Below are 20,016 nucleotides of genomic sequence, written 5' to 3'. Positions count from 1 at the left end.
GTGTTATTTAACCTGTTTCAGCACGTCAGCAGTGATATCTTTGGAAGAGTCTGCATAGGCAACGGCGTTGGCGTCGATCACCACGTCATAACCGCCTTTGCTGGCGACAGATTTCACCGCGTCCTGAATACGGCTCAGGATCTTGTTACGTTCTTCCATCTGGCGACGGCGGTTGTCCTGCTCGAAAGCCTGGGCTTTCTGAGAGAACTGCTCGCGTTGCGCCATCACGTCTTTTTCCAACTTGCTGCGGTCGCTGGCTTTCATGGTAGCGCCGTCACGCTGCAGACGTTGCATTTTGGTCTGCAGGCTACGTTCCATGTTCTGGAGTTCGCTTGCACGGCCTTTAAACTCGTTTTCCAGCTGTTTAGCGACCGCTTCGCGGGCCGGCAGCTGTTGGAAAATGCTGGAGACGTTAACGACAGCGATCTTATCTGCTGCCTGAACGCCAGCTGAAGCAGCCATTGCTAAACCGAGGCCTGCGGCACACAACCACTTTTTCACTATAAACTCCTTACCATCACCCATTTGTGTCATATGACACTGAAGTACACAATTTGCCAGACTTGTCCCACCAAACAATGAGAATCATCTCCCTCTGCCGGCGGGCGCCTGGCCATTGCGATTCTTAATAACTGTTATGCCCAGAGGCGAGACCCGTTACCAGGTCTTACCGATGTTAAACTGGAACTGTTCGGACTTGTCGCCTTCGTATTTCTTGATCGGGTTGGCGTAAGAGAACACCAATGGCCCCAATGGCGACATCCACTGCAGCGCGATACCGGCGGAAGAACGAATATTGCTGGCCTTGCTGTAGTCCGGCACGCCGTACATCAGCGTTTCGTCGGTATTCTTCCACTTGGTATCCCACACGGTACCGGCATCGATGAACAGCGAGGTCCGCACCGAGTTGGCGTATTTCTCGCTGATGAACGGCGTCGGGGTGATCAGCTCCAGGCTGGCGACCGCCATGGCGTTACCGCCCACCGCGTCATCCGAGCTACAGATGCTCTGACGCGAGGTCGTGCTGCCGGCGTTGAACTGACACTGGTACGAGTTGGAGTTGTAGTACACCGCCTTCGGACCAATGGTGTTGGACTGGAAGCCGCGCACGGTGCTCGAACCACCGGCGTAGAAGTTCTCGTAGAACGGCATTTCCTTGCCGCCCAACCCATCCGCGTAACCCAGACGGCCACGGCCCAACAGCACCCAGGTGCGATCGTCGTTGATCGGCACGTACTGTACGCTGTCCAGCGTCACCTTGTAGTATTCGTTGTCCGAGCCCGGAATGGTGACCTTACCGTTCAACGTGGTGCGGTTACCCGAGGTCGGGAAGTAGCCGCGGTCCAGGTTGTTGTAGGTCCAGCCCAGGTTCAGCGTAAAGTCGTCGGTCGAGTAGCTGGCGCGGTCGGTTTTGTTCGCATCCACGCCCATCGAGTCGAGGTAACGCCACATGGCGATCTGCGGCTGCATGTTCGACAGGCCGTTGTGGACGTAGCCCAGGCCGGTACGCAACGAGTTGTTTTCGTTGATCGGGAAGCCCAGCGTGCCGTCGATACCGTAACTCTTGTTGGTATAGTCCGACAGATCCGCGTCATCCGCCTTAAAGTCGTTGTAGAAGATGCGGCCGCCCAGGCTCACACCGTCAACGGTGAAGTACGGGTTGGTGACCGACAGTTCGGTATAGGTCTGATAGTCGTTCTTGGTGCCGCTGATGCCGACCGAGTACCCGGTACCCAACCAGTTATCCTGCTGCACGCCCGCCTGGAAGCTGACGCCGCTCTCGGTGCCGTAACCGACGCCGAAGTTGAAGGTACCGGTGTTGCGTTCTTTCACCTTGTAGGTCACATCGACCTGATCGGCGGTGCCCGGCACGCGCTGGGTTTCCACGTCAACCGTTTCGAAGTAGCCCAGACGGTTCAGACGCTCTTTGCCCTGCTCGACCTGCTCGTTGCCGAGCCAGGCGCCTTCCATCTGGCGCATTTCGCGACGCAGTACGGAATCCTTGCTGGTGTCGTTGCCTTCGAACTTGATGCGACGCACGTAGAAGCGGTTGCCCGCGTCAACGTTGACGTGCAGTTTGACGGTTTTATCCGCGTCGTTGATCTCAGGCTGAGTGCCGACGCGCGGGTAGGCGTAACCATAACGGCCCAACATCGTTTTGATGTTGTCTTCCATTTTGGTCACCTTGCTGCCGTTGTACAGCTCGCCTGGCTCGATTTTGGTGATCTGAGCGACTTCCGCCGAGTGGCCGGCCAGATTGCCGTTCACGACAACATCGGAAAGCTTGTACTGCTCGCCTTCGGTGATGTTGATGGTGATGTAGATGCCTTTTTTATCCGGCGTCAGGCTCACCTGGGTAGAATCGATGTTGAAGCGGGCATAGCCGCGATCCAGATAGAAGCTGCGCAGGGTTTCGAGATCGCCCGCCAGTTTTTGCTTCTGGTATTTGCGATCGCCGACCAGGTTCCACCATGGCACTTCGTCACGCAGTTGGAAGCGTGAGATCAGTTCGTCGTTGGTGAAGGCATGGTTGCCGACGATGTTGATTTGTTGAATCTTGGCGGAGACCCCTTCCGTGAACACCAGCTTCAGGTCGACACGGTTGCGCGGCAACGGCGTGACTACGGCTTTCACCGAGGCGCTGTATTTACCGACGCTGTAGTAGAAGTCTTCCAGCCCTTTTTCAATGCTGGAGATCGTGGTGCGGTCGAGCGCCTCGCCCACCCGGACGCCGGAGGCTTCCAGGTTCTGCTTGAGCATGTCATCCTTCACCGACTTGTTGCCGGAGAAAGTGATGCTGGCGATGGTAGGACGTTCCTTCACCTGCACGATCAAGGTATTACCATCGCGCAGCACGCGCACGTCCTCGAAGTTGCCGGTGGCAAACAAGGCACGGATGGTATTACTGATGTCATCGTCAGTGACGGTATCGCCGACGCGAACCGGCATGTTGAGTAACGCCGCACCGACGGCGACTCGCTGCAGGCCTTCGAAATGAATGTCTTTCACTACGAACCCGTCTGCACCGTATACGGTGGCGCTGCCAAACAGCAGCGACGCTATGAGCAACTTTTTCATCGCCATCGTTGTTATGCGTTCTTCCTAACCTATCCCCGCCCCTAGAGGCGGGAAAAATCATTGAAAAGTGCAAGACCCATCAACAACACCAGCACGATCGAACCTATGCGGTAGCTGTAGTCCTGTACTCGCTCGGAAACCGGCCCCCCCTTCAGCTTTTCTATCGCCAGGAAGAGGAGATGCCCACCATCTAACACCGGTAATGGGAACAGGTTGATGATACCCAGGTTGACGCTAATCAACGCCAGGAACATCAGATAATACACGAACCCGACTCCGGCTGACGCCCCAGCTCCCTGTGCAATCGAGATCGGGCCACTCAGGTTGTTCAGCTTTACATCACCGGTTATTAATTTGCCCAGCATGTTGACCGTCAGCCGCATCAGCTGCCAGGTCTTGTCGCCGGCCTGATACAGCGCCGGGAACGGTCCATACTGGCGAATCGTTTTATACTCGTCCGGCAGCGGCAGCACTTTTGGAATGATGCCTGCAAACCCCACCGATTTGTCTTTTCCCACCGGCTTTGTATCCGGTATCAGCGTCAAAGACAAGGGGGCGCCGTTTCTTTCAATCTCCAAAGCCAGCGGTTGCCCCGGGCCATCGTGGATACGCTTCACCAGCGTCTGCCAACGACCCAACGGCTGACCATCGACTTTAACGATCCTGTCCCCCGCTTGTAAACCCGCCTTTTGCGCCGCCGAGTTAGGCTGCACTTCCGCCAACACGGATTCGATCTGCGGGCCGCGCGGCATAATGCCCAGCGCGACAACGGGATCCTGCTTGTCCGGTTCAAAGTTCCACTGGCGCAAGTCCAGGGTTTTGGTCACCACCTGCGAAGAGCCGAACGGCGCTACGCCGACTTCGGTTTGCGCATCGCCAATCTTCGCCACCAGCGCCAGACGAACTGACTCCCAATCAGGCGTTTCGATGCCGTCAACCGACTTTAGTTCCATGCCAGACGAAATTTCGGCCTTGGCGGCGATGGATTGCGGCGCGATTTCGCCGATCACCGGGCGGAAACTCGGCACGCCGATGATGAACACCAACCAATAGGCAAGGATAGCAAACAGGAAGTTGGCGATGGGGCCGGCGCTGATGATGGCCGCGCGCTGCCAGACGGTTTTGTTGTTGAAGGCCTGATGGCGCATTTCCGGCGCCACCGACTCCACGCGCTCGTCCAGCATCTTCACGTAGCCACCGAGCGGAATCAAAGCGATGACGTACTCGGTGCCCTGGCGATCGGTGCGGCGCCACAGCGCCCGGCCGAAGCCGATGGAGAAGCGTTCAACGCGCACGCCGCAACGACGGGCAACCCAAAAGTGTCCGAACTCGTGCACGGTAATCAAAATACCGAGCGCAATCAGAAACGCCACCAGGTTCCAAAGCACGCTGACCATCATCCCTCACTTTCCGTCATTGACGGATTAAAACACCAACAGCATCAGGCAGGCAAACACCGGCACCGCCGCGGTCAGGCTGTCGATACGGTCCAGTATGCCGCCGTGGCCGGGAATCAAATGACCGCTGTCCTTGATGCCCGCTTCGCGTTTGAACATGCTTTCGGTCAAATCGCCCAGCACCGAAGCCAGCGCGGCGATCACCGAACAGGCCAACAGCGTGGTCGGCACCACGTTCAGCGGCGCGTAGCGGCCGAACAGCCAGGAAATGACCGCCGATGTCAGCAGCCCGCCGATCAACCCTTCCCAGGTTTTACCCGGCGAGACCTTCGGCGCCAGCTTATGCTTGCCGAACAGCTTGCCGAACATATAGGCGCCGGAATCCGCGCCCCACACCAGCAGCATCACGTACAGCAGCCACCAGGCGCCGGTAAACGGGTTTTGCTCATAGCCGAACTGGCGCAGCGCCAGCATGCCCCAAAAAAACGGCACGATGGTCAGCAGGCCGAACAGCAGGCGCAGCGGGCGCGAATTGCGCCAGATGGCGGCCGAGCCGGGGTAAAACAGCACCAGCAGCAGCGCCGCCAGCCACCAGGCCAGCGACAGCCACAGCGAGCCGCTTACCTGCGGCACGGATTGATGGTAGGCGGGAACGCTGAGCATCATCAGCGCCAGCAGAAAACCGCACAGTATCGCCAGCCAGATGCGCTGCGAACGGGAGGTAAAACCGGCCAGTTGGCCCCACTCCCAGGCTGCTAACATGCACACGACGAGCGTTACCAGAGCAAAGGCCAGCGGCGGCAACAGGAACAGCGCCGCGATAACGATCGGGATTAAAATCAGAGCAGTTATGAGGCGATACTTCAGCAAAAGTTCTCCCTAGGACGCATCGGCGCCGATAGGTGTTGTTCCCCCGAAGCGGCGCTCACGTTGTGCAAATGCATTCAGCGCACCTTCAAAGACAAGTTCATCGAAATCAGGCCAGAGCACATCAGTAAAGTAAAGTTCAGCATAGGCGATTTGCCACAGCAGGAAGTTACTGATGCGATGCTCGCCACCGGTGCGGATAACCAGATCCACCGGCGCCAGGTCGCTCATGCAAACCCGTTCGCTCAATAATTCCTCGCTGATCTGATCCGGGTGCAACCCCCCGCCCCGAACCTGCTCGGCCAGTTCCCTTACTCCCTGAATGATATCCCAACGGCCGCCGTAGTTGGCAGCGATATTGAGCGTCAGGCCATCGTTATTTTCCGTCAGTGCTTCAGAGCGGCGGATCCGCTCCTGCAAACGCGCGCTGAACCGGCTAATATCGCCGATCACCCGCAGCCTGACGTTATGTTTATGCAGGCTTTTTACTTCACTATCCAAAGCGCGGACAAAAAGCTCCATCAGGGCAGAAACTTCCTGCACCGGACGGTTCCAGTTTTCGCTGCTGAAGGCATAAAGCGTGAGTGCATCTAAATGGTGGCTGGCGGCAAAACTGACCGCGCGGCGAACCGATTTCACCCCTGCTTTATGACCGAAGACACGTAACTTGCCCTGACGTTTGGCCCAGCGTCCGTTACCGTCCATGATAATGGCGACATGGCGCGGCCCCGGGGAAGATGGATTAGCCTCTTGTTGGTTTGCGGACGACATAACTCGTACTTATTTCCTCAATAGAAATATAACTGCCTTTCCGGAACATCAGACCCTTACGCGCAAAAAAAGCCGTGTGCCCGACACGGCTTTCAGCCTGCCCACGCGATACCCGACGCAGCCGGGTCGCCATTGGCGCACAAGGCGCCAATCGAGCCATAATTCAACGGTATAACCGCTGACAGGTGGCGCAGACTATACCACCTCAGCGGGGCATGAACAAACGGCCCCGCGGCGGCACGCGCGAATTACGAGCAAAATCGGATAATCACCGTGATCGGCCGCACAACGTGCGAACGCGTTCCTCGGCGGCGGCGCGCGCCTGGCGGTCAATGTCTAAGACCGCTTCGATGCTGGTCGGTTCCTGCAGCGCGAGACGCTCCACCACCTGGCGATTGACCGCCGCAATGTCGGTAAAGCGAATCTGCTGCTGCAAAAATGCCGCCACGGCGATTTCATTGGCCGCGTTCAGCGCGGTGGTCGCCGCCTGGCCGGCCTCGAACGCTTCGATCGCCAAATACAGGCAAGGATAACGTTCGCGTTCCGGTTCAGCGAAGGTCAGCGAACCGATGCGGCAGAAGTCCAGCGCTTCCACGCCGGAGTTCACGCGCTGCGGATACGCCATCGCATGGGCGATCGGCGTGCGCATATCCGGCGTCCCCAACTGCGCCAGCACGCTGCCGTCGGCATAGCGCACCATCGAGTGAATCACCGACTGCGGGTGCAGGATCACTTCCATTTGCTCGGCCGAGGCGTTAAACAGCCAGCGGGCCTCAATGTATTCCAGACCTTTGTTCATCATGGTGGCGGAGTCCACCGAGATCTTGCGGCCCATCGACCAGTTCGGGTGGGCGCAGGCTTGATCCGGCGTCATCGCGGCGAACTGTTCCAGCGGCGTGGTGCGGAACGGGCCGCCGGAGCCGGTAAGTACGATGCGCGAAACACCATGACTGTCCAGTGAAGAGTATCCCAACTGGCGCTGAATACTCTCAGGCAAACTCTGAAAAATCGCGTTGTGCTCGCTGTCGAGCGGCAGCAGTTGCGCCTGGCTTTGCCGCACCGCGTCCATAAACAGGCGGCCGCAGGTGACCAGCGACTCTTTGTTGGCCAGCAGCACCTGCTTACCTGCGCGGATCGCCGCCAGCGTCGGCAACAGCCCCGCAGCGCCAACGATGGCCGCCGTCACTTGATCGACGTCGTCCAAAGCCGCCAGTTCGCAGGCCGCTTGCTCCCCGGCCAATACCTCGGTAGCGACGCCGTTTTCCGCCAGAATGGCGCGCAGCTCGCGGGCGGCGCTTTCATCCGCCATCGCGGCGAAGGCGGGCCGGAATTCGATGCATTGCTGCGCCATAACCGCGACGTTGCGGCCGGCCACCAACGCTTTGATCGCAAAACGCTCGGGATTCGCCCTGACCACGGCCAGGGTGCTGGTCCCTACCGAGCCGGTCGAGCCAAGAATGGTCAGTTGCTTCATGAGTTCACTCTGAATAACTGTCTGATGAGATCGGAGGTGCTCCAGTGTGGAACCTTGGACAGCGCTTGTCCATGATCTTTCAGTACGATGAAACGGGATCTGCGCCACAAAAAACAAAGCGCCGCCCAGGCGACGCTTTTTTTCTGCGCGATGCTGATTAGAAATCCATCAGCTCTTTTTCTTTCTCCGCCAACGCGGCGTCGACCAGCTTGATGTAAGCGTCGGTCATTTTCTGAATCTCGTCTTGTGAACGACGTTCTTCGTCTTCGCTGATCTCTTTGTCTTTCAGCAGCGCCTTGACCTTGTCGTTGGCGTCGCGACGCACGTTACGCACCGCTACGCGGCCCTGCTCGGCTTCACCGCGTACGATCTTGATCAGATCCTTACGGCGTTCTTCGGTCAGCGGAGGCAGCGGAACGCGAATGTCAGAACCGGCGGAAGACGGGTTAAGGCCCAAATCGGAGCTCATGATCGCTTTCTCAACGGCCTGGCTCAGGCTGCGGTCGAACACGTTGATTTTCAGCGTGCGGGAGTCTTCCACGGTCACGTTGGCCAGCTGACGCAGCGGGGTAGCGGCGCCGTAGTATTCCACCATGATGCCGTCCAGAATGCTTGGCGAAGCGCGGCCGGTGCGGATCTTGCTGATTTGGTTTTTGAATGCTTCTACGCTTTTTTCCATGCGTGAATCAGCATCTTTTCTGATTTCATTAGTCACGTTGCAAACCCTTGGAAGCTGGTTACTTGGCAGGCGATACTCAAGTATAGCCCGTAATCGTACTCGGAGAGCGCGCGGCGCCTGGCGTCACGCGCTCCGAAAAGGGGTGTGAACAGCCTTATTTGCTGATCAGCGTACCTTCGTTCTCACCCATCACCACGCGGCGCAGCGCGCCAGGCTTGTTCATGTTGAACACGCGGATCGGCAGACCGTGATCGCGAGCCAGCGTAAACGCCGCCAGATCCATCACTTTCAGCTCGCGCTCCAGCACGTCCTGATAGGTTAATTGTTCATACAGCGTCGCATCCGGGTTTTTCACCGGATCGGCGGAGTAGACGCCATCCACTTTGGTGGCTTTCAGCACCACGTCCGCTTCGATCTCAATGCCGCGCAGGCAAGCAGCGGAATCGGTGGTGAAGAACGGGTTGCCGGTACCGGCGGAGAAGATCACCACGCGGTTGTTGCGCAGCAGGCTGATCGCCTCTGCCCAGCTGTAATTGTCACACACGCCGTTCAGCGGGATCGCCGACATCAGGCGGGCGTTCACATAGGCACGGTGCAGTGCATCACGCATAGCCAGGCCGTTCATCACGGTAGCCAGCATTCCCATGTGGTCGCCCACTACGCGGTTCATGCCGGCTTGCGCCAGGCCCGCGCCGCGGAACAGGTTCCCGCCGCCAATAACTACACCGACCTGAATTCCCAGTTCGACCAGCTCTTTCACTTCCTGAGCCATGCGATCCAAAACGCTGGCGTCGATACCAAAACCTTCTGCACCTTGCAGGGCTTCGCCACTCAGTTTAAGCAGAATACGCTGATATACGGGTTTTGCATTGGTTGCCATGGTGTTCTGTCCTAAGAAGCAGTATTAGTATTGGGGATTTCAGCCGATGAAACGCGCCTGAGGTGAGTATCACGCTGCAGGGCTTGCCACCGGTGTAATTCTGGCTGGATAGTATGGAACCGCCAGACGGCGGTTCCATCGACAGTCATTAAGACTGTTTGCTCATCGCGGCAACTTCAGCAGCGAAGTCGGTTTCGACTTTCTCGATGCCTTCGCCCACTTCGAAGCGAATGAAGTTGGTCACGTCAGCGTTGTGCTCTTTCAGCACCTGAGCAACGGATTTGCTCGGATCCATAACGAAAGGCTGACCGGTCAGAGAAACTTCGCCGGTGAATTTCTTCATGCGGCCTTCAACCATTTTCTCTGCGATTTCTTTCGGCTTGCCGGACTGCATGGCGATGTCCAGCTGAACCTGGTACTCTTTTTCTACCACTTCAGCAGACACGTCTTCTGGCTTCACGAATTCTGGCTTGCTCGCCGCAACGTGCATTGCGATTTGCTTAACCAGCTCTTCGTCAGCGCCTTTAGCCGCAACCAGAACGCCGATACGCGCGCCGTGCAGGTAGCTGCCCAGCACTTCGCCTTCCAGGGAAGCAACGCGACGAATGTTGATGTTTTCGCCGATTTTTGCCACCAGCGCTACGCGCTCTTCTTCGAACTGTGCTTTCAGCACGTCAACGTCAGTGATTTTGCCAGCCATAGCGGCATCCAGCACTTTGTCGGCGAACGCCTGGAAACCGGCGTCTTTTGCTACGAAGTCAGTCTGGCAGTTAACTTCCAGAATGATGCCGTAGTTGCCTTCGATCTTGGTTTTGATCACGCCGTCAGCAGCCACGTTGCCTGCTTTTTTAGCGGCTTTGATCGCACCGGACTTACGCATGTTTTCGATTGCCAGTTCGATGTCGCCGTTGGATTCAACCAGCGCCTTCTTGCAATCCATCATGCCAGCGCCGGTACGCTCGCGCAGTTCTTTTACCAGGGCAGCGGTAATATCAGCCATTTCTTTTTCCTCGGTTATCTCGCGTGGAGACAGTTCTCATTCAGATAAGCAAAGGGGGCCTTAACAGGCCCCCCTAACCAACATATGTCAATACCTGGTTAATAAGGGCTCAGTGACGAGCTTGCCTTATTATTCAGCTTCTACGAAGCCTTCTTCCGCCTGAACGGCCAGATCTTGAGAACGACCTTCACGCACAGCGGCAGCAACAGCAGTCAGGTACAGGTTTACTGCACGGATTGCGTCGTCGTTACCAGGGATGATGAAGTCAACGCCGTCTGGGTTGGAGTTGGTATCAACGATAGAGAATACCGGGATACCCAGGTTGTTGGCTTCTTTGATCGCGATGTGCTCGTGATCGGCATCGATAACGAACAGTGCGTCTGGCAGACCGCCCATATCTTTGATACCGCCCAGGGAGTTTTCCAGCTTGGCCAGTTCACGAGTGCGCATCAGCGCTTCTTTCTTGGTCAGCTTGTCCAGGGTGCCGTCTTGAGACTGGATTTCCAGATCTTTCAAACGCTTGATGGACTGACGAACGGTTTTCCAGTTAGTCAGCATACCGCCCAACCAGCGGTGGTTCACGAAGAACTGGTCACAGCTGTTCGCAGCGTCTTTTACCGCTTCGCTTGCTGCGCGCTTGGTACCAACGAACAGGATCTTGCCTTTACGGGAAGAGATCTTGGTCAGTTCAGCCAGAGCGGCGTTGAACATTGGTACGGTCTGCTCCAGGTTGATGATGTGAACCTTGTTACGAGCGCCGAAGATGAAAGGCTTCATTTTCGGATTCCAGTAACGGGTCTGGTGACCAAAGTGAACACCAGCCTTGAGCATGTCGCGCATGGAAACAGTTGCCATGATTAAACCTCTATAGATTAATTGGGGTTATGCCTCCACGTATCCCATAACGCCGACCCTGGCGGCGACAAGTCACCTCAGGGCACCCCGGCGGATGTGCCGATACGTGTGTGTTATTTACACAAAATGAGTGCAGTTAAAGTATTTTCGGCCGATTCCCGCCAGGTCACAAGAACCAAGTCGCGGATCGCCGGCGCGCTTTATACCATAAACCCGCCGCTGACACCAACTTTTGTTGCGTTTCGCCGGGCGTCAGGAAATGAAATTTGGCAGCCCCCGGCCGTGCTGATACCATAAGTCACTGCTTCTTATTGTCGACGATAACGACACCTGCGGACGAATTTCATGGCAATCTCAATTAAAACACCTGATGACATCCAAAAAATGCGCGTGGCCGGCCGCCTGGCCGCCGAAGTGCTGGAGATCATCGAGCCGCACGTCAAACCTGGCGTGACCACCGGCGAACTGGACCGTATCTGTCACGAGTACATCACCAACGAGCAGCAGGCCATCTCCGCCTGCCTCGGCTACCACGGCTTCCCGAAATCCGTGTGCATCTCGGTGAACGAAGTGGTGTGCCACGGCATCCCGAGCGACGACAAAACGCTGAAAGACGGCGACATCGTCAACATCGACGTGACCGTGATTAAAGACGGTTTCCACGGCGACACCTCGAAGATGTTCATCGTCGGCAAACCGACCATTCTGGGCGAGCGCCTGTGCCGCGTCACTCAGGAAAGCCTGTATCTGGCGCTGAAGATGGTCAAACCGGGCATCCGTCTGCGCACCCTGGGCAAGGCCATCCAGCAATTCGTCGAGGCCGAGAAATTCTCCGTGGTGCGCGAGTACTGCGGCCACGGCATCGGCGAAGTGTTCCATGAAGAGCCGCAGGTGCTGCACTATGACGCGGACGACGGCGGCGTGGTGCTGCAGGCGGGCATGGCCTTCACCATCGAACCGATGGTCAACGCCGGCGACTACCGCATCCGCACCATGAAAGACGGCTGGACGGTAAAAACCAAAGATCGCAGCTTGTCGGCGCAGTATGAGCATACTATTGTGGTCACTGATAACGGCTGCGAGATAATGACGTTGCGCAAGGATGACACCATCCCCAACATCATTACGCACGAGATGTAAGCACTGCGGCGCACGCCGCGTGCAGAATGTCACCAGGCCGGCTTATGCCGGCCTTTTTTATGGGCTGCGCACTATGTCTGACAATCTCCTTCAACCGGCCGTGCCGATGCCGCCCGCCTCTCCCAGCGTCTACGGCGACGACGAGCTCACCTGCTCGCTGCTGAAACAGCGGCTGGAGCAGTTCCAGCTGTGGCTGGCGGCGGCGTTCAACGCCGGATCCAGCGCCGAAAGCCTGGTGGCGGCGCGCAGCGACTTCATCGATCGCCTGCTGCGCCGGCTGTGGACGTTCTACGGCTTTGAAGATATCCCGGAAACCGCGCTGGTGGCGGTCGGCGGCTACGGCCGCGGCGAGCTGCATCCGCTGTCGGATATCGACGTGCTGGTGCTCAGCCAGCGCCGGCTGACGGAGCAACAGTCGCAGCGGGTCGGCGAATTCATCACCCTGCTGTGGGATCTCAAACTGGAAGTGGGCCACAGCGTGCGCACCCTGGAAGAGTGTCTGCTGGAAGGGCTGGCGGATCTGACCGTGGCCACCAACCTGATCGAATCGCGCATGATCTGCGGCGACGTTGCGCTGTTCCTGCAGATGCAAAAACATATCTTCAGCGACGGCTTTTGGCCTTCGCCGCAGTTCTTCCACGCCAAGATCAGCGAGCAACAGGAGCGTCATCAGCGCTACCACGGCACCAGCTATAACCTGGAACCGGATATCAAAAGCAGCCCCGGTGGCCTGCGTGACATCCACACGCTGCTGTGGGTGGCGCGTCGCCACTTCGGCGCCACCTCGCTGGACGAAATGGTCGGCTTCGGTTTCCTCACCCAGGCCGAGCGCAACGAGCTGAACGAATGCCAGAGCTTCCTGTGGCGCATCCGTTTCGCGCTGCATCTGGTGCTGCCGCGTTACGACAACCGTCTGTTGTTCGATCGTCAGCTCAGCGTCGCGCAGCTGCTGCGCTATGAAGGCGAAGGCAACGAGCCGGTCGAGCGCATGATGAAAGACTTCTACCGCATGACGCGGCGCGTCAGCGAGCTGAACCACATGCTGCTGCAGCTGTTCGACGAAGCCATCCTGGCGCTGGACGCCACCGAAAAGCCGCGCCCGCTGAACGACGATTTCCAGCTGCGCGGCGATCTGATCGATCTGCGCGATGAAACGCTGTTCATCCGCGAGCCGCAAGCCATCATGCGCATGTTCTACCTGATGGTGCGCAACCGCGAGATCAAAGGCATTTACTCCACCACCGTGCGCCAGCTGCGCCACGCGCGCCGCCACCTGAAACAGCCGCTGTGCACCATCCCGGAAGCGCGCGATCTGTTTATGGCCATCCTGCGCCACCCCGGCGCGGTGTCGCGCGCGCTGGTGCCGATGCACCGTCACAGCGTGCTGTGGGCCTATATGCCGCAGTGGGGCAAGATCGTCGGGCAGATGCAGTTCGATCTGTTCCACGCCTATACCGTCGACGAACACACTATCCGCGTGCTGCAGAAGCTGGAGAGCTTCGCCGAGCCTGAAACCCGGCCGCGCCATCCGCTGTGCGTGGAGCTGTACCCGCGCCTGCCACACCCGGAACTGCTGCTGCTGGCGGCCTTGTTCCACGATATCGCCAAAGGGCGCGGCGGCGATCACTCGATCCTCGGCGCGGAAGACGTGGTGGAGTTCGCCGAACTGCACGGCCTCAACTCGCGAGAAACCCAGCTGGTGGCCTGGCTGGTGCGCTGCCACCTGCTGATGTCGGTCACCGCGCAGCGCCGCGATATCCAGGACCCGACGGTGATCCAGCAGTTCAGCAGCGAAGTGCAGAGCGAAACCCGCCTGCGCTATCTGGTGTGCCTGACGGTGGCGGATATCTGCGCCACCAACGAAACCCTGTGGAACAGCTGGAAACAGAGCCTGTTGCGCGAGCTGTATTTCGCCACCGAAAAACAGCTGCGCCGCGGCATGCAAAACAGCCCTGACCTGCGCGAACGGGTGCGCCACCATCGCCTGCAGGCGCTGGCGCTGCTGCGCATGGACAACATCGACGAAGAGGCGCTGCACCGCATCTGGAGCCGCTGCCGCGCCGATTACTTCCTGCGCCACTCGCCGAATCAGCTGGCCTGGCACGCCCGCCACCTGCTGGCCCACGACTCCACCCAGCCGCTGGTGCTGGTCAGCCGCCAGGCGACGCGCGGCGGCACCGAGATCTTCATCTGGAGCCCGGATCGCCCTTACCTGTTCGCCGCCGTCGCCGGAGAGATGGATCGCCGCAACCTGAGCGTGCACGACGCGCAGATCTTCACCAACCGCGACGGTATGGCGATGGACACCTTTATCGTGCTGGAGCCGGACGGCAGCCCGCTGGCGCAGGATCGCCACGCGGCGATCCGCCAGGCGCTGCTGCAGGCCATCACCCAGCGGGAGTACCAGCCGCCGCGCGTACGCCGGCCGTCATCCAAGCTGCGCCACTTCAGCGTGCCGACCGAGGTCACCTTCCTGCCGACCCACACCGATCGCCGCAGCTACCTGGAGCTGACCGCGCTCGATCAACCCGGCCTGCTGGCGCGGGTGGGCGAAGTGTTCGCCGATCTGGGGCTGTCGCTGCACGGCGCGCGCATTTCCACCATTGGCGAGCGGGTCGAGGATTTGTTCATCCTGGCCGACGGCGAGCGGCGCGCGCTCGACCAAGAAACGCGCAGAAAGTTGGAGCAACGGTTGACAGAGGCCCTCACCCCAAACGATAAAATGTGATACAAGTAACTTTTTACCGACAACATCAGGAAAGAGAACAGCATGCAGCAATTACAGAACGTTATTGAAAGCGCCTTCGAACGCCGTGCGGACATCACCCCGGCGAACGTAGACACCGTAACGCGCGAAGCGGTAAACCAGGTGATCGGCCTGCTGGACAGCGGCGCCCTGCGCGTCGCCGAGAAGATCGACGGTCAATGGGTCACCCATCAGTGGCTGAAGAAAGCCGTGCTGCTCTCTTTCCGCATCAACGACAATAAGGTGATGGACGGCGCGGAAACCCGCTACTACGACAAAGTGCCGATGAAATTCGCCGACTACGACGAAGCGCGCTTCCAGAAGGAAGGCTTCCGCGTCGTGCCGCCGGCCACCGTGCGCCAGGGCGCGTTCATCGCTCGCAACACCGTGCTGATGCCGTCTTACGTTAACATCGGCGCCTACGTCGACGAAGGCACCATGGTCGACACCTGGGCCACCGTCGGCTCTTGCGCGCAGATCGGCAAAAACGTTCACCTGTCCGGCGGCGTCGGCATCGGCGGCGTGCTGGAGCCGCTGCAGGCCAACCCGACCATCATCGAAGACAACTGCTTCATCGGCGCGCGTTCCGAAGTGGTGGAAGGCGTGATCGTGGAAGAAGGCTCGGTGATTTCGATGGGCGTATACCTCGGCCAGAGCACCCGCATCTATGATCGCGAAACCGGCGAAATCCATTACGGCCGCGTGCCGGCGGGTTCGGTGGTGGTTTCCGGCAACCTGCCGTCGAAAGACGGTTCTTACAGCCTGTACTGCGCGGTGATCGTCAAGAAGGTCGACGCCAAAACGCGCGGTAAAGTCGGCATTAATGAGTTATTACGCACTATCGACTAAATTGAAATAGCGGGTGATTCACCCGCTATTTTTTTGTCTGCGTTTCGCTGGCAGTCACAGTCGCAGATCTCGCTTTCCGCCATAATCGCAGTCGTGGAATATAACGATCACATCTAAAGAGGGCGCAGTATGTACGATAACTTGAAGAGTTTGGGCATCAATCAACCGGAAGACGTCGATCGCTATAGCCTGCGTCAAGAGGCCAACAACGACATCCTCAAGATCTATTTCCGCAAGGACAAGGGCGAGTTCTTCGCCAAGAGCGTGAAATTCAAGTACCCGCGCCAGCGTAAAACCGTGGTGGCGGACAACGCCGGCCAGGGCTACAAGGAAATTCACGAGATCAACCCGAACCTGCGTTATGTAATCGACGAGCTGGATCAGCTGTGCCAGCGCGATCAGGTGGAAGTGGATCTGAAGCGTAAAATCCTCGACGACCTGCGCCATCTCGAAGGCGTGGTGTCGCACAAGATTGCCGAGATCGAAGCCGATCTGGAAAAACTCACCCGCGGCAAATAATGCGGATCGGTTGACCCGCATCATCGCCAAGGCGCCCTTTTGCGGCGCCTTTTTACTTTACGATTGCAGCAGCGTGCCCCACTGCTCGACCCACGGGCAGGCGGCCACTTCCGGCTCCGGCTGTTCCATCGCATCGATCTCCAGCACTTCGCCAACGCGGGTGGCGCCCTGCTCCTGCAGCAGCGCGTCGAACGCGCGCCCGGCGCCGCAGAAGTGGTCATAGCTGCTGTCGCCCAGGGCGATCAGCCCATAGCGCAGCTCCGGCTGATAGCCAACCTGATCGCGGATAGCGTGGAACAGCGGCGCGATGCTGTCCGGCAGATCGCCCTGCCCGGTGGTGGAGGTGATCACCAGCGCGTAGTGCTGACGATAATACTGCCAGGCCTCCAGCGTGCCCTCTTCGAACAGTTTGACCTCATGGCCCTGCTCGCTGAGGATGTTTTGCGCCTCTTCCGCCACCAGCAGCGAATTGCCGTAGACCGTTCCCACGAAGATACCAACCTGAGCCATGGCTCCTACTCCCTTCATTACCTTTAAAAATTGTCAGCTATCCTGACCGTTAGCCGCGCTAAACTCAACCCCGGCAAGTTCAGGGAATAGCCCCGCCCAGCCGAACTGCGCCATCACCCCTTGCCAGGCGTCGTCCCAGCGCGCCGTCACCTGCAGCGGTTCGCCGGTCACCGGGTGCGTCAGCTGCAGATGGCTGGCGTGCAGCATCAGGCGCGGGCAGCCGAAATGCTGCGCCATCCCGCGGTTCTGCCGCAGATCGCCATGCTTGCTGTCGCCGATGATCGGATGGCGAAGATGCGCCATATGGCGCCGCAGCTGATGTTTGCGGCCGGTTTCCGGCTGCAGTTCCACCAGGCTGTAACGCGCGCTGTCGTAGCGGCCGACGGCAACCGGCATCTCCACCTGCGCCAACGGCCGGTAGTGCGTCACCGCCGGCTGCGGCCCCTTGTCGGCATCGGCATGTTTATCGGCGATTTTGTCCAGTTCCGCCGTCAGCGGGTAGTCGAGGGTCGCCCCCTCCTGCACGTAACCCCGCACCACCGCATGGTAGGTTTTCTGCACCTGATGTTGTTCGAACTGCTGCGACAGCAGGCGCGCCACCTCGCTGGAGAGCGCCATCAGCAGCACGCCGGAGGTCGGACGATCGAGACGGTGTACGGTAAAAACGTGCTTCCCGAGCTGATCGCGCACCGTCTGCATCATAAAACGGGTTTCATGACGGTCCAGCCAACTGCGGTGCACCAACCAGCCAGACGGTTTGTTCACCGCCACCAGGTGTTCATCCTGATACAAAATCTCAATCACATCGCGTTCCCAGGTCAATAGCCGTTTCGGGCGCGAGTATAACAGGCATGACACGCAACGCTAGTTCACCCATTCGATGGTCACCAGCCGCGTATCGGCACGGCCACGATCGTCCACCGCCCGAATGCGGTAGCGCCCGTTGTTGATCGGCCGCCAGTCGATCGGCTTTTTGCTGGCGCTGCTGCCGAGATAGATATCGTCGACGAACCAGTACACCGTCTTGCTGTCGGCGTCCGTCACCGCGCTGAAGGCGATTTTATCCCGCCCCTGCTGCGACTGACGCAGGGTATAGGTGGTGTTTTTCAGCGGTGAAGTGATGCGCGGCGCGCTGCCGCCGACGGCGATGCCGTTGTCCTTACAGCGATTGATCGGCGGCGCCCGCTTCGGCAACCCGGCCTGAGCGAACACATTGGCCAGATCGGAAGGCCAGAACTCAAAGATTTCGGTGCGGGTCTGCGCCGCATCATACGGCGGGCAAACGACCTCACCGCTGTGAATATCCAGCACCACCGGCCGGTAAACGCTGTCGACCTTGATCGGCGACTTGCCGGGAATGAACCAGGTCTTGCCCTTTTGCTGGCACCACGGCGTCGGCAGATCGCCGCTGGCGAGACAAATGTCCACCCGCCGCAGCCGTTGGGGGAACGGGTGTTTCGGTTCCCGCAGGCCGGGATAGCTGGCGTTGACGCTGTCGATGATGTTGAAGAACAGCGGCGCGGCGGCTTCGGCGCCGACCAACGCATTGTTGCCTCGCCCATCGAAGTTGCCTTCCCACACCACCAGCACATAAGGGCCGAAAATCCCGACGCTCCAGGCGTCGCGAAACCCCCAGGAGGTGCCGGTCTTCCAGTACACCGGCAGCGACGAAGAACGCTGCGCCAGCGTATCGCCCGGCCGCCGGTGCTGGCGCAGCATATCCAGCGTGATGAAACTGGCCTCCTCGCTCAGCAGCCGTACCGGCGTCGATTCGGCCTGGTTCAGCTGCATGCGCAGCGGCCGCAGCTCGCCGCGATTCGCCAGCAGCGCATACAGCTTCGCCAATTCCTGCGCCGTTACCTCGCCGCCGCCCAGCACCAGCGACAGCCCGTAGTGGCTCTCGTTGGCCATATTGGCGACGCCGGTCAGGCGCAAGAACTGATAAAAGGTTGGCTGACGCAGCTGCGAGGCGACATAGACCGCCGGGATGTTACGGCTGAAATTCAGCGCGTCGGTGGCGGTCACCGGGCCGAGAAAGCGCCGGTCGAAATTTTCCGGCGCATAGGCCCCAAACGACGAAGGCACGTCTTTCAGAATGGTCATCGGATGCAGCACGCCCTGCTCCATGCCCAGCGCGTAGATGAACGGCTTCAGCGTCGATCCCGGCGAGCGTTTGGCGTTGGTGCCGTTCACCTGCCCCTGAATAGGGCGATTGTAATAGTCCGCCGATCCCACCAGCGCGCGCACCCCCATATCGCGGCTGTCCACCAGCAGCACCGCGGCGTTCTGAATGCCGCGGCTGCGGTTGCGGGCGATAAAGGCGTTGACCTGCCGTTCGACCAGCCGCTGCAACCCGGCGTCCAGCGTCGTGTCGACGCGGGTATCGCGCTGCACCAATTGCTGCGTCTGCAGGCGCAGCTGTTCGATAAAGTGCGGCGCAATATAGGGCACTTGTTCAGTCTGCCGCAGCGCCAACGGCAGGCGGAACAGCGTTTGCTGGCTGGCGTCGGTGGGGTAAACCTGTTGCCAGCGCAGGAACAGACGGTTGCGCGCCTGCGTCAATGCGGCGCCGAGCACGCCGGTTTTCGGCTCCAGACGGTAGCTGGGTGACTGCGGCAACACCGCCAGCGTCAGCGCCTCCGGCAGAGTCAACTCCCGCGGCGACTTAGCGAAATAGATCAGGCTGGCGGCGCCGATGCTTTCAATGTTGCGGCCGTAGGGCGCGTAATTCAGATAGGCTTCCAGGATATCGCGCTTGGAGTAGCTCAGTTCCAGCTGCACCGCACGCAGCACCTGCAGCAGCTTGCCGCCCGGCGTACGGGTATTGAGATGCCAGCGCATGCGCGCCAGCTGCATGCTGATGGTCGAACCGCCCTGCATTTTGCCGCCGGCGACATAGCTGCGCCAGAAACCGCGCATCAGGCTGACGGGGTTAAAGCCGGGGTTATAGTAGAACCAGCGATCTTCGTGCAGCAGCAATCCGCGCACCGCCAGCGGCGACACTTGCTCCAGCGGGGTCCACAGCCGGTAGCGATCGTCGTTGGCCAGCGTAATGCGCAGCAGCGCGCCGTGCCTGTCGTAATAAACGGAAGACTGCGGCAGCCCCTGCCACAGGGGCGGATGCGGCCACAGCCGAATTGCGGTCAACAGCAGCGCCAGTAAAAACACCGCCATCAAGCCGTTTTGCAGCACGCGCCCGGTCAGGATCTTCATACGTTCTCAGCATTCCGGCGCCAGACGCTGGCCTGGCG

Annotated in this window: 17 protein-coding genes; 4 read left to right on the top strand and 13 right to left on the bottom strand. The window is 59.3% G+C overall.

Annotated elements, in window-relative coordinates:
• Window positions 1-3 precede the first annotated feature (3 nt).
• The 10 genes from skp to rpsB form a co-directional block, all read right to left on the bottom strand.
• Complete coding sequence (skp, locus tag AC2CGI_RS23310) at window positions 4-501, bottom strand: molecular chaperone Skp (RefSeq protein WP_004931958.1); 498 nt, start codon at window positions 499-501, stop codon at window positions 4-6.
• A gap of 156 nt (window positions 502-657) precedes the next feature.
• Complete coding sequence (bamA, locus tag AC2CGI_RS23305) at window positions 658-3,084, bottom strand: outer membrane protein assembly factor BamA (protein WP_004931955.1); 2,427 nt, start codon at window positions 3,082-3,084, stop codon at window positions 658-660.
• A gap of 35 nt (window positions 3,085-3,119) precedes the next feature.
• On the bottom strand, window positions 3,120-4,475 hold the full coding sequence (gene rseP / locus AC2CGI_RS23300) for a sigma E protease regulator RseP (RefSeq protein WP_004931952.1): 1,356 nt from the start codon (window positions 4,473-4,475) through the stop codon (window positions 3,120-3,122).
• Window positions 4,476-4,502: 27 nt separating this feature from the next.
• On the bottom strand, window positions 4,503-5,345 hold the full coding sequence (gene cdsA, locus AC2CGI_RS23295; RefSeq protein ID WP_004931949.1) for a phosphatidate cytidylyltransferase: 843 nt from the start codon (window positions 5,343-5,345) through the stop codon (window positions 4,503-4,505).
• Window positions 5,346-5,354: 9 nt separating this feature from the next.
• Window positions 5,355-6,113, bottom strand: a complete 759-nt coding sequence (ispU, locus tag AC2CGI_RS23290) for a (2E,6E)-farnesyl-diphosphate-specific ditrans,polycis-undecaprenyl-diphosphate synthase (RefSeq protein WP_021505651.1) — start codon at window positions 6,111-6,113, stop codon at window positions 5,355-5,357.
• A gap of 268 nt (window positions 6,114-6,381) precedes the next feature.
• A complete protein-coding gene (ispC, locus tag AC2CGI_RS23285; RefSeq protein ID WP_015378893.1) occupies window positions 6,382-7,587 on the bottom strand; it encodes a 1-deoxy-D-xylulose-5-phosphate reductoisomerase in 1,206 nt (401 codons plus the stop codon).
• A gap of 157 nt (window positions 7,588-7,744) precedes the next feature.
• Entirely contained in the window at window positions 7,745-8,302 is a 558-nt protein-coding gene (frr, locus tag AC2CGI_RS23280) for a ribosome recycling factor (RefSeq protein WP_004931943.1), read from the bottom strand.
• A 118-nt stretch (window positions 8,303-8,420) separates the two neighbouring features.
• Complete coding sequence (gene pyrH, locus AC2CGI_RS23275; protein WP_004931940.1) at window positions 8,421-9,146, bottom strand: UMP kinase; 726 nt, start codon at window positions 9,144-9,146, stop codon at window positions 8,421-8,423.
• A gap of 148 nt (window positions 9,147-9,294) precedes the next feature.
• Window positions 9,295-10,146 carry a translation elongation factor Ts gene (tsf, locus tag AC2CGI_RS23270; protein ID WP_004931939.1) on the bottom strand — a complete coding sequence of 284 codons (852 nt, stop codon included), beginning with the start codon at window positions 10,144-10,146 and terminating at the stop codon, window positions 9,295-9,297.
• A gap of 129 nt (window positions 10,147-10,275) precedes the next feature.
• Window positions 10,276-11,001: a 30S ribosomal protein S2 gene (rpsB, locus tag AC2CGI_RS23265; protein WP_004931937.1), complete on the bottom strand. Its 726-nt coding sequence runs from the start codon at window positions 10,999-11,001 to the stop codon at window positions 10,276-10,278.
• A gap of 345 nt (window positions 11,002-11,346) precedes the next feature.
• Here rpsB and map point away from each other — a divergent pair, with 345 nt between their 5' ends.
• The 4 genes from map to AC2CGI_RS23245 all read left to right on the top strand — a co-directional run bounded on the left by map (window position 11,347) and on the right by AC2CGI_RS23245 (window position 16,255).
• Window positions 11,347-12,141, top strand: a complete 795-nt coding sequence (gene map, locus AC2CGI_RS23260; protein ID WP_004931936.1) for a type I methionyl aminopeptidase — start codon at window positions 11,347-11,349, stop codon at window positions 12,139-12,141.
• Window positions 12,142-12,214: 73 nt separating this feature from the next.
• Window positions 12,215-14,869: a bifunctional uridylyltransferase/uridylyl-removing protein GlnD gene (glnD, locus tag AC2CGI_RS23255; RefSeq protein WP_076741329.1), complete on the top strand. Its 2,655-nt coding sequence runs from the start codon at window positions 12,215-12,217 to the stop codon at window positions 14,867-14,869.
• 42 nt (window positions 14,870-14,911) lie between these two features.
• Entirely contained in the window at window positions 14,912-15,736 is an 825-nt protein-coding gene (gene dapD / locus AC2CGI_RS23250) for a 2,3,4,5-tetrahydropyridine-2,6-dicarboxylate N-succinyltransferase (RefSeq protein WP_004931932.1), read from the top strand.
• A gap of 129 nt (window positions 15,737-15,865) precedes the next feature.
• Window positions 15,866-16,255 carry a DUF3461 family protein gene (locus AC2CGI_RS23245; RefSeq protein ID WP_004931929.1) on the top strand — a complete coding sequence of 130 codons (390 nt, stop codon included), beginning with the start codon at window positions 15,866-15,868 and terminating at the stop codon, window positions 16,253-16,255.
• 57 nt (window positions 16,256-16,312) lie between these two features.
• Here the strand turns inward: AC2CGI_RS23245 and AC2CGI_RS23240 are convergent, their stop codons facing one another.
• The 3 genes from AC2CGI_RS23240 to pbpC are packed head-to-tail and all read right to left on the bottom strand — an operon-like array spanning window position 16,313 to window position 19,978.
• Complete coding sequence (locus tag AC2CGI_RS23240) at window positions 16,313-16,765, bottom strand: flavodoxin (protein WP_076741327.1); 453 nt, start codon at window positions 16,763-16,765, stop codon at window positions 16,313-16,315.
• A gap of 33 nt (window positions 16,766-16,798) precedes the next feature.
• Window positions 16,799-17,569: a tRNA pseudouridine(65) synthase TruC gene (gene truC / locus AC2CGI_RS23235; protein ID WP_076741333.1), complete on the bottom strand. Its 771-nt coding sequence runs from the start codon at window positions 17,567-17,569 to the stop codon at window positions 16,799-16,801.
• A gap of 60 nt (window positions 17,570-17,629) precedes the next feature.
• Window positions 17,630-19,978: a penicillin-binding protein 1C gene (pbpC, locus tag AC2CGI_RS23230; RefSeq protein ID WP_076741326.1), complete on the bottom strand. Its 2,349-nt coding sequence runs from the start codon at window positions 19,976-19,978 to the stop codon at window positions 17,630-17,632.
• Between the last annotated feature and the right edge of the window lie 38 nt (window positions 19,979-20,016).

It is taken from the genome of Serratia sp. LSHTC3 (assembly GCF_057197125.1).
The sequence above is the reverse complement of the archived record's forward strand: the minus strand, read 5'-3'. Positions and strand labels throughout refer to the sequence as shown.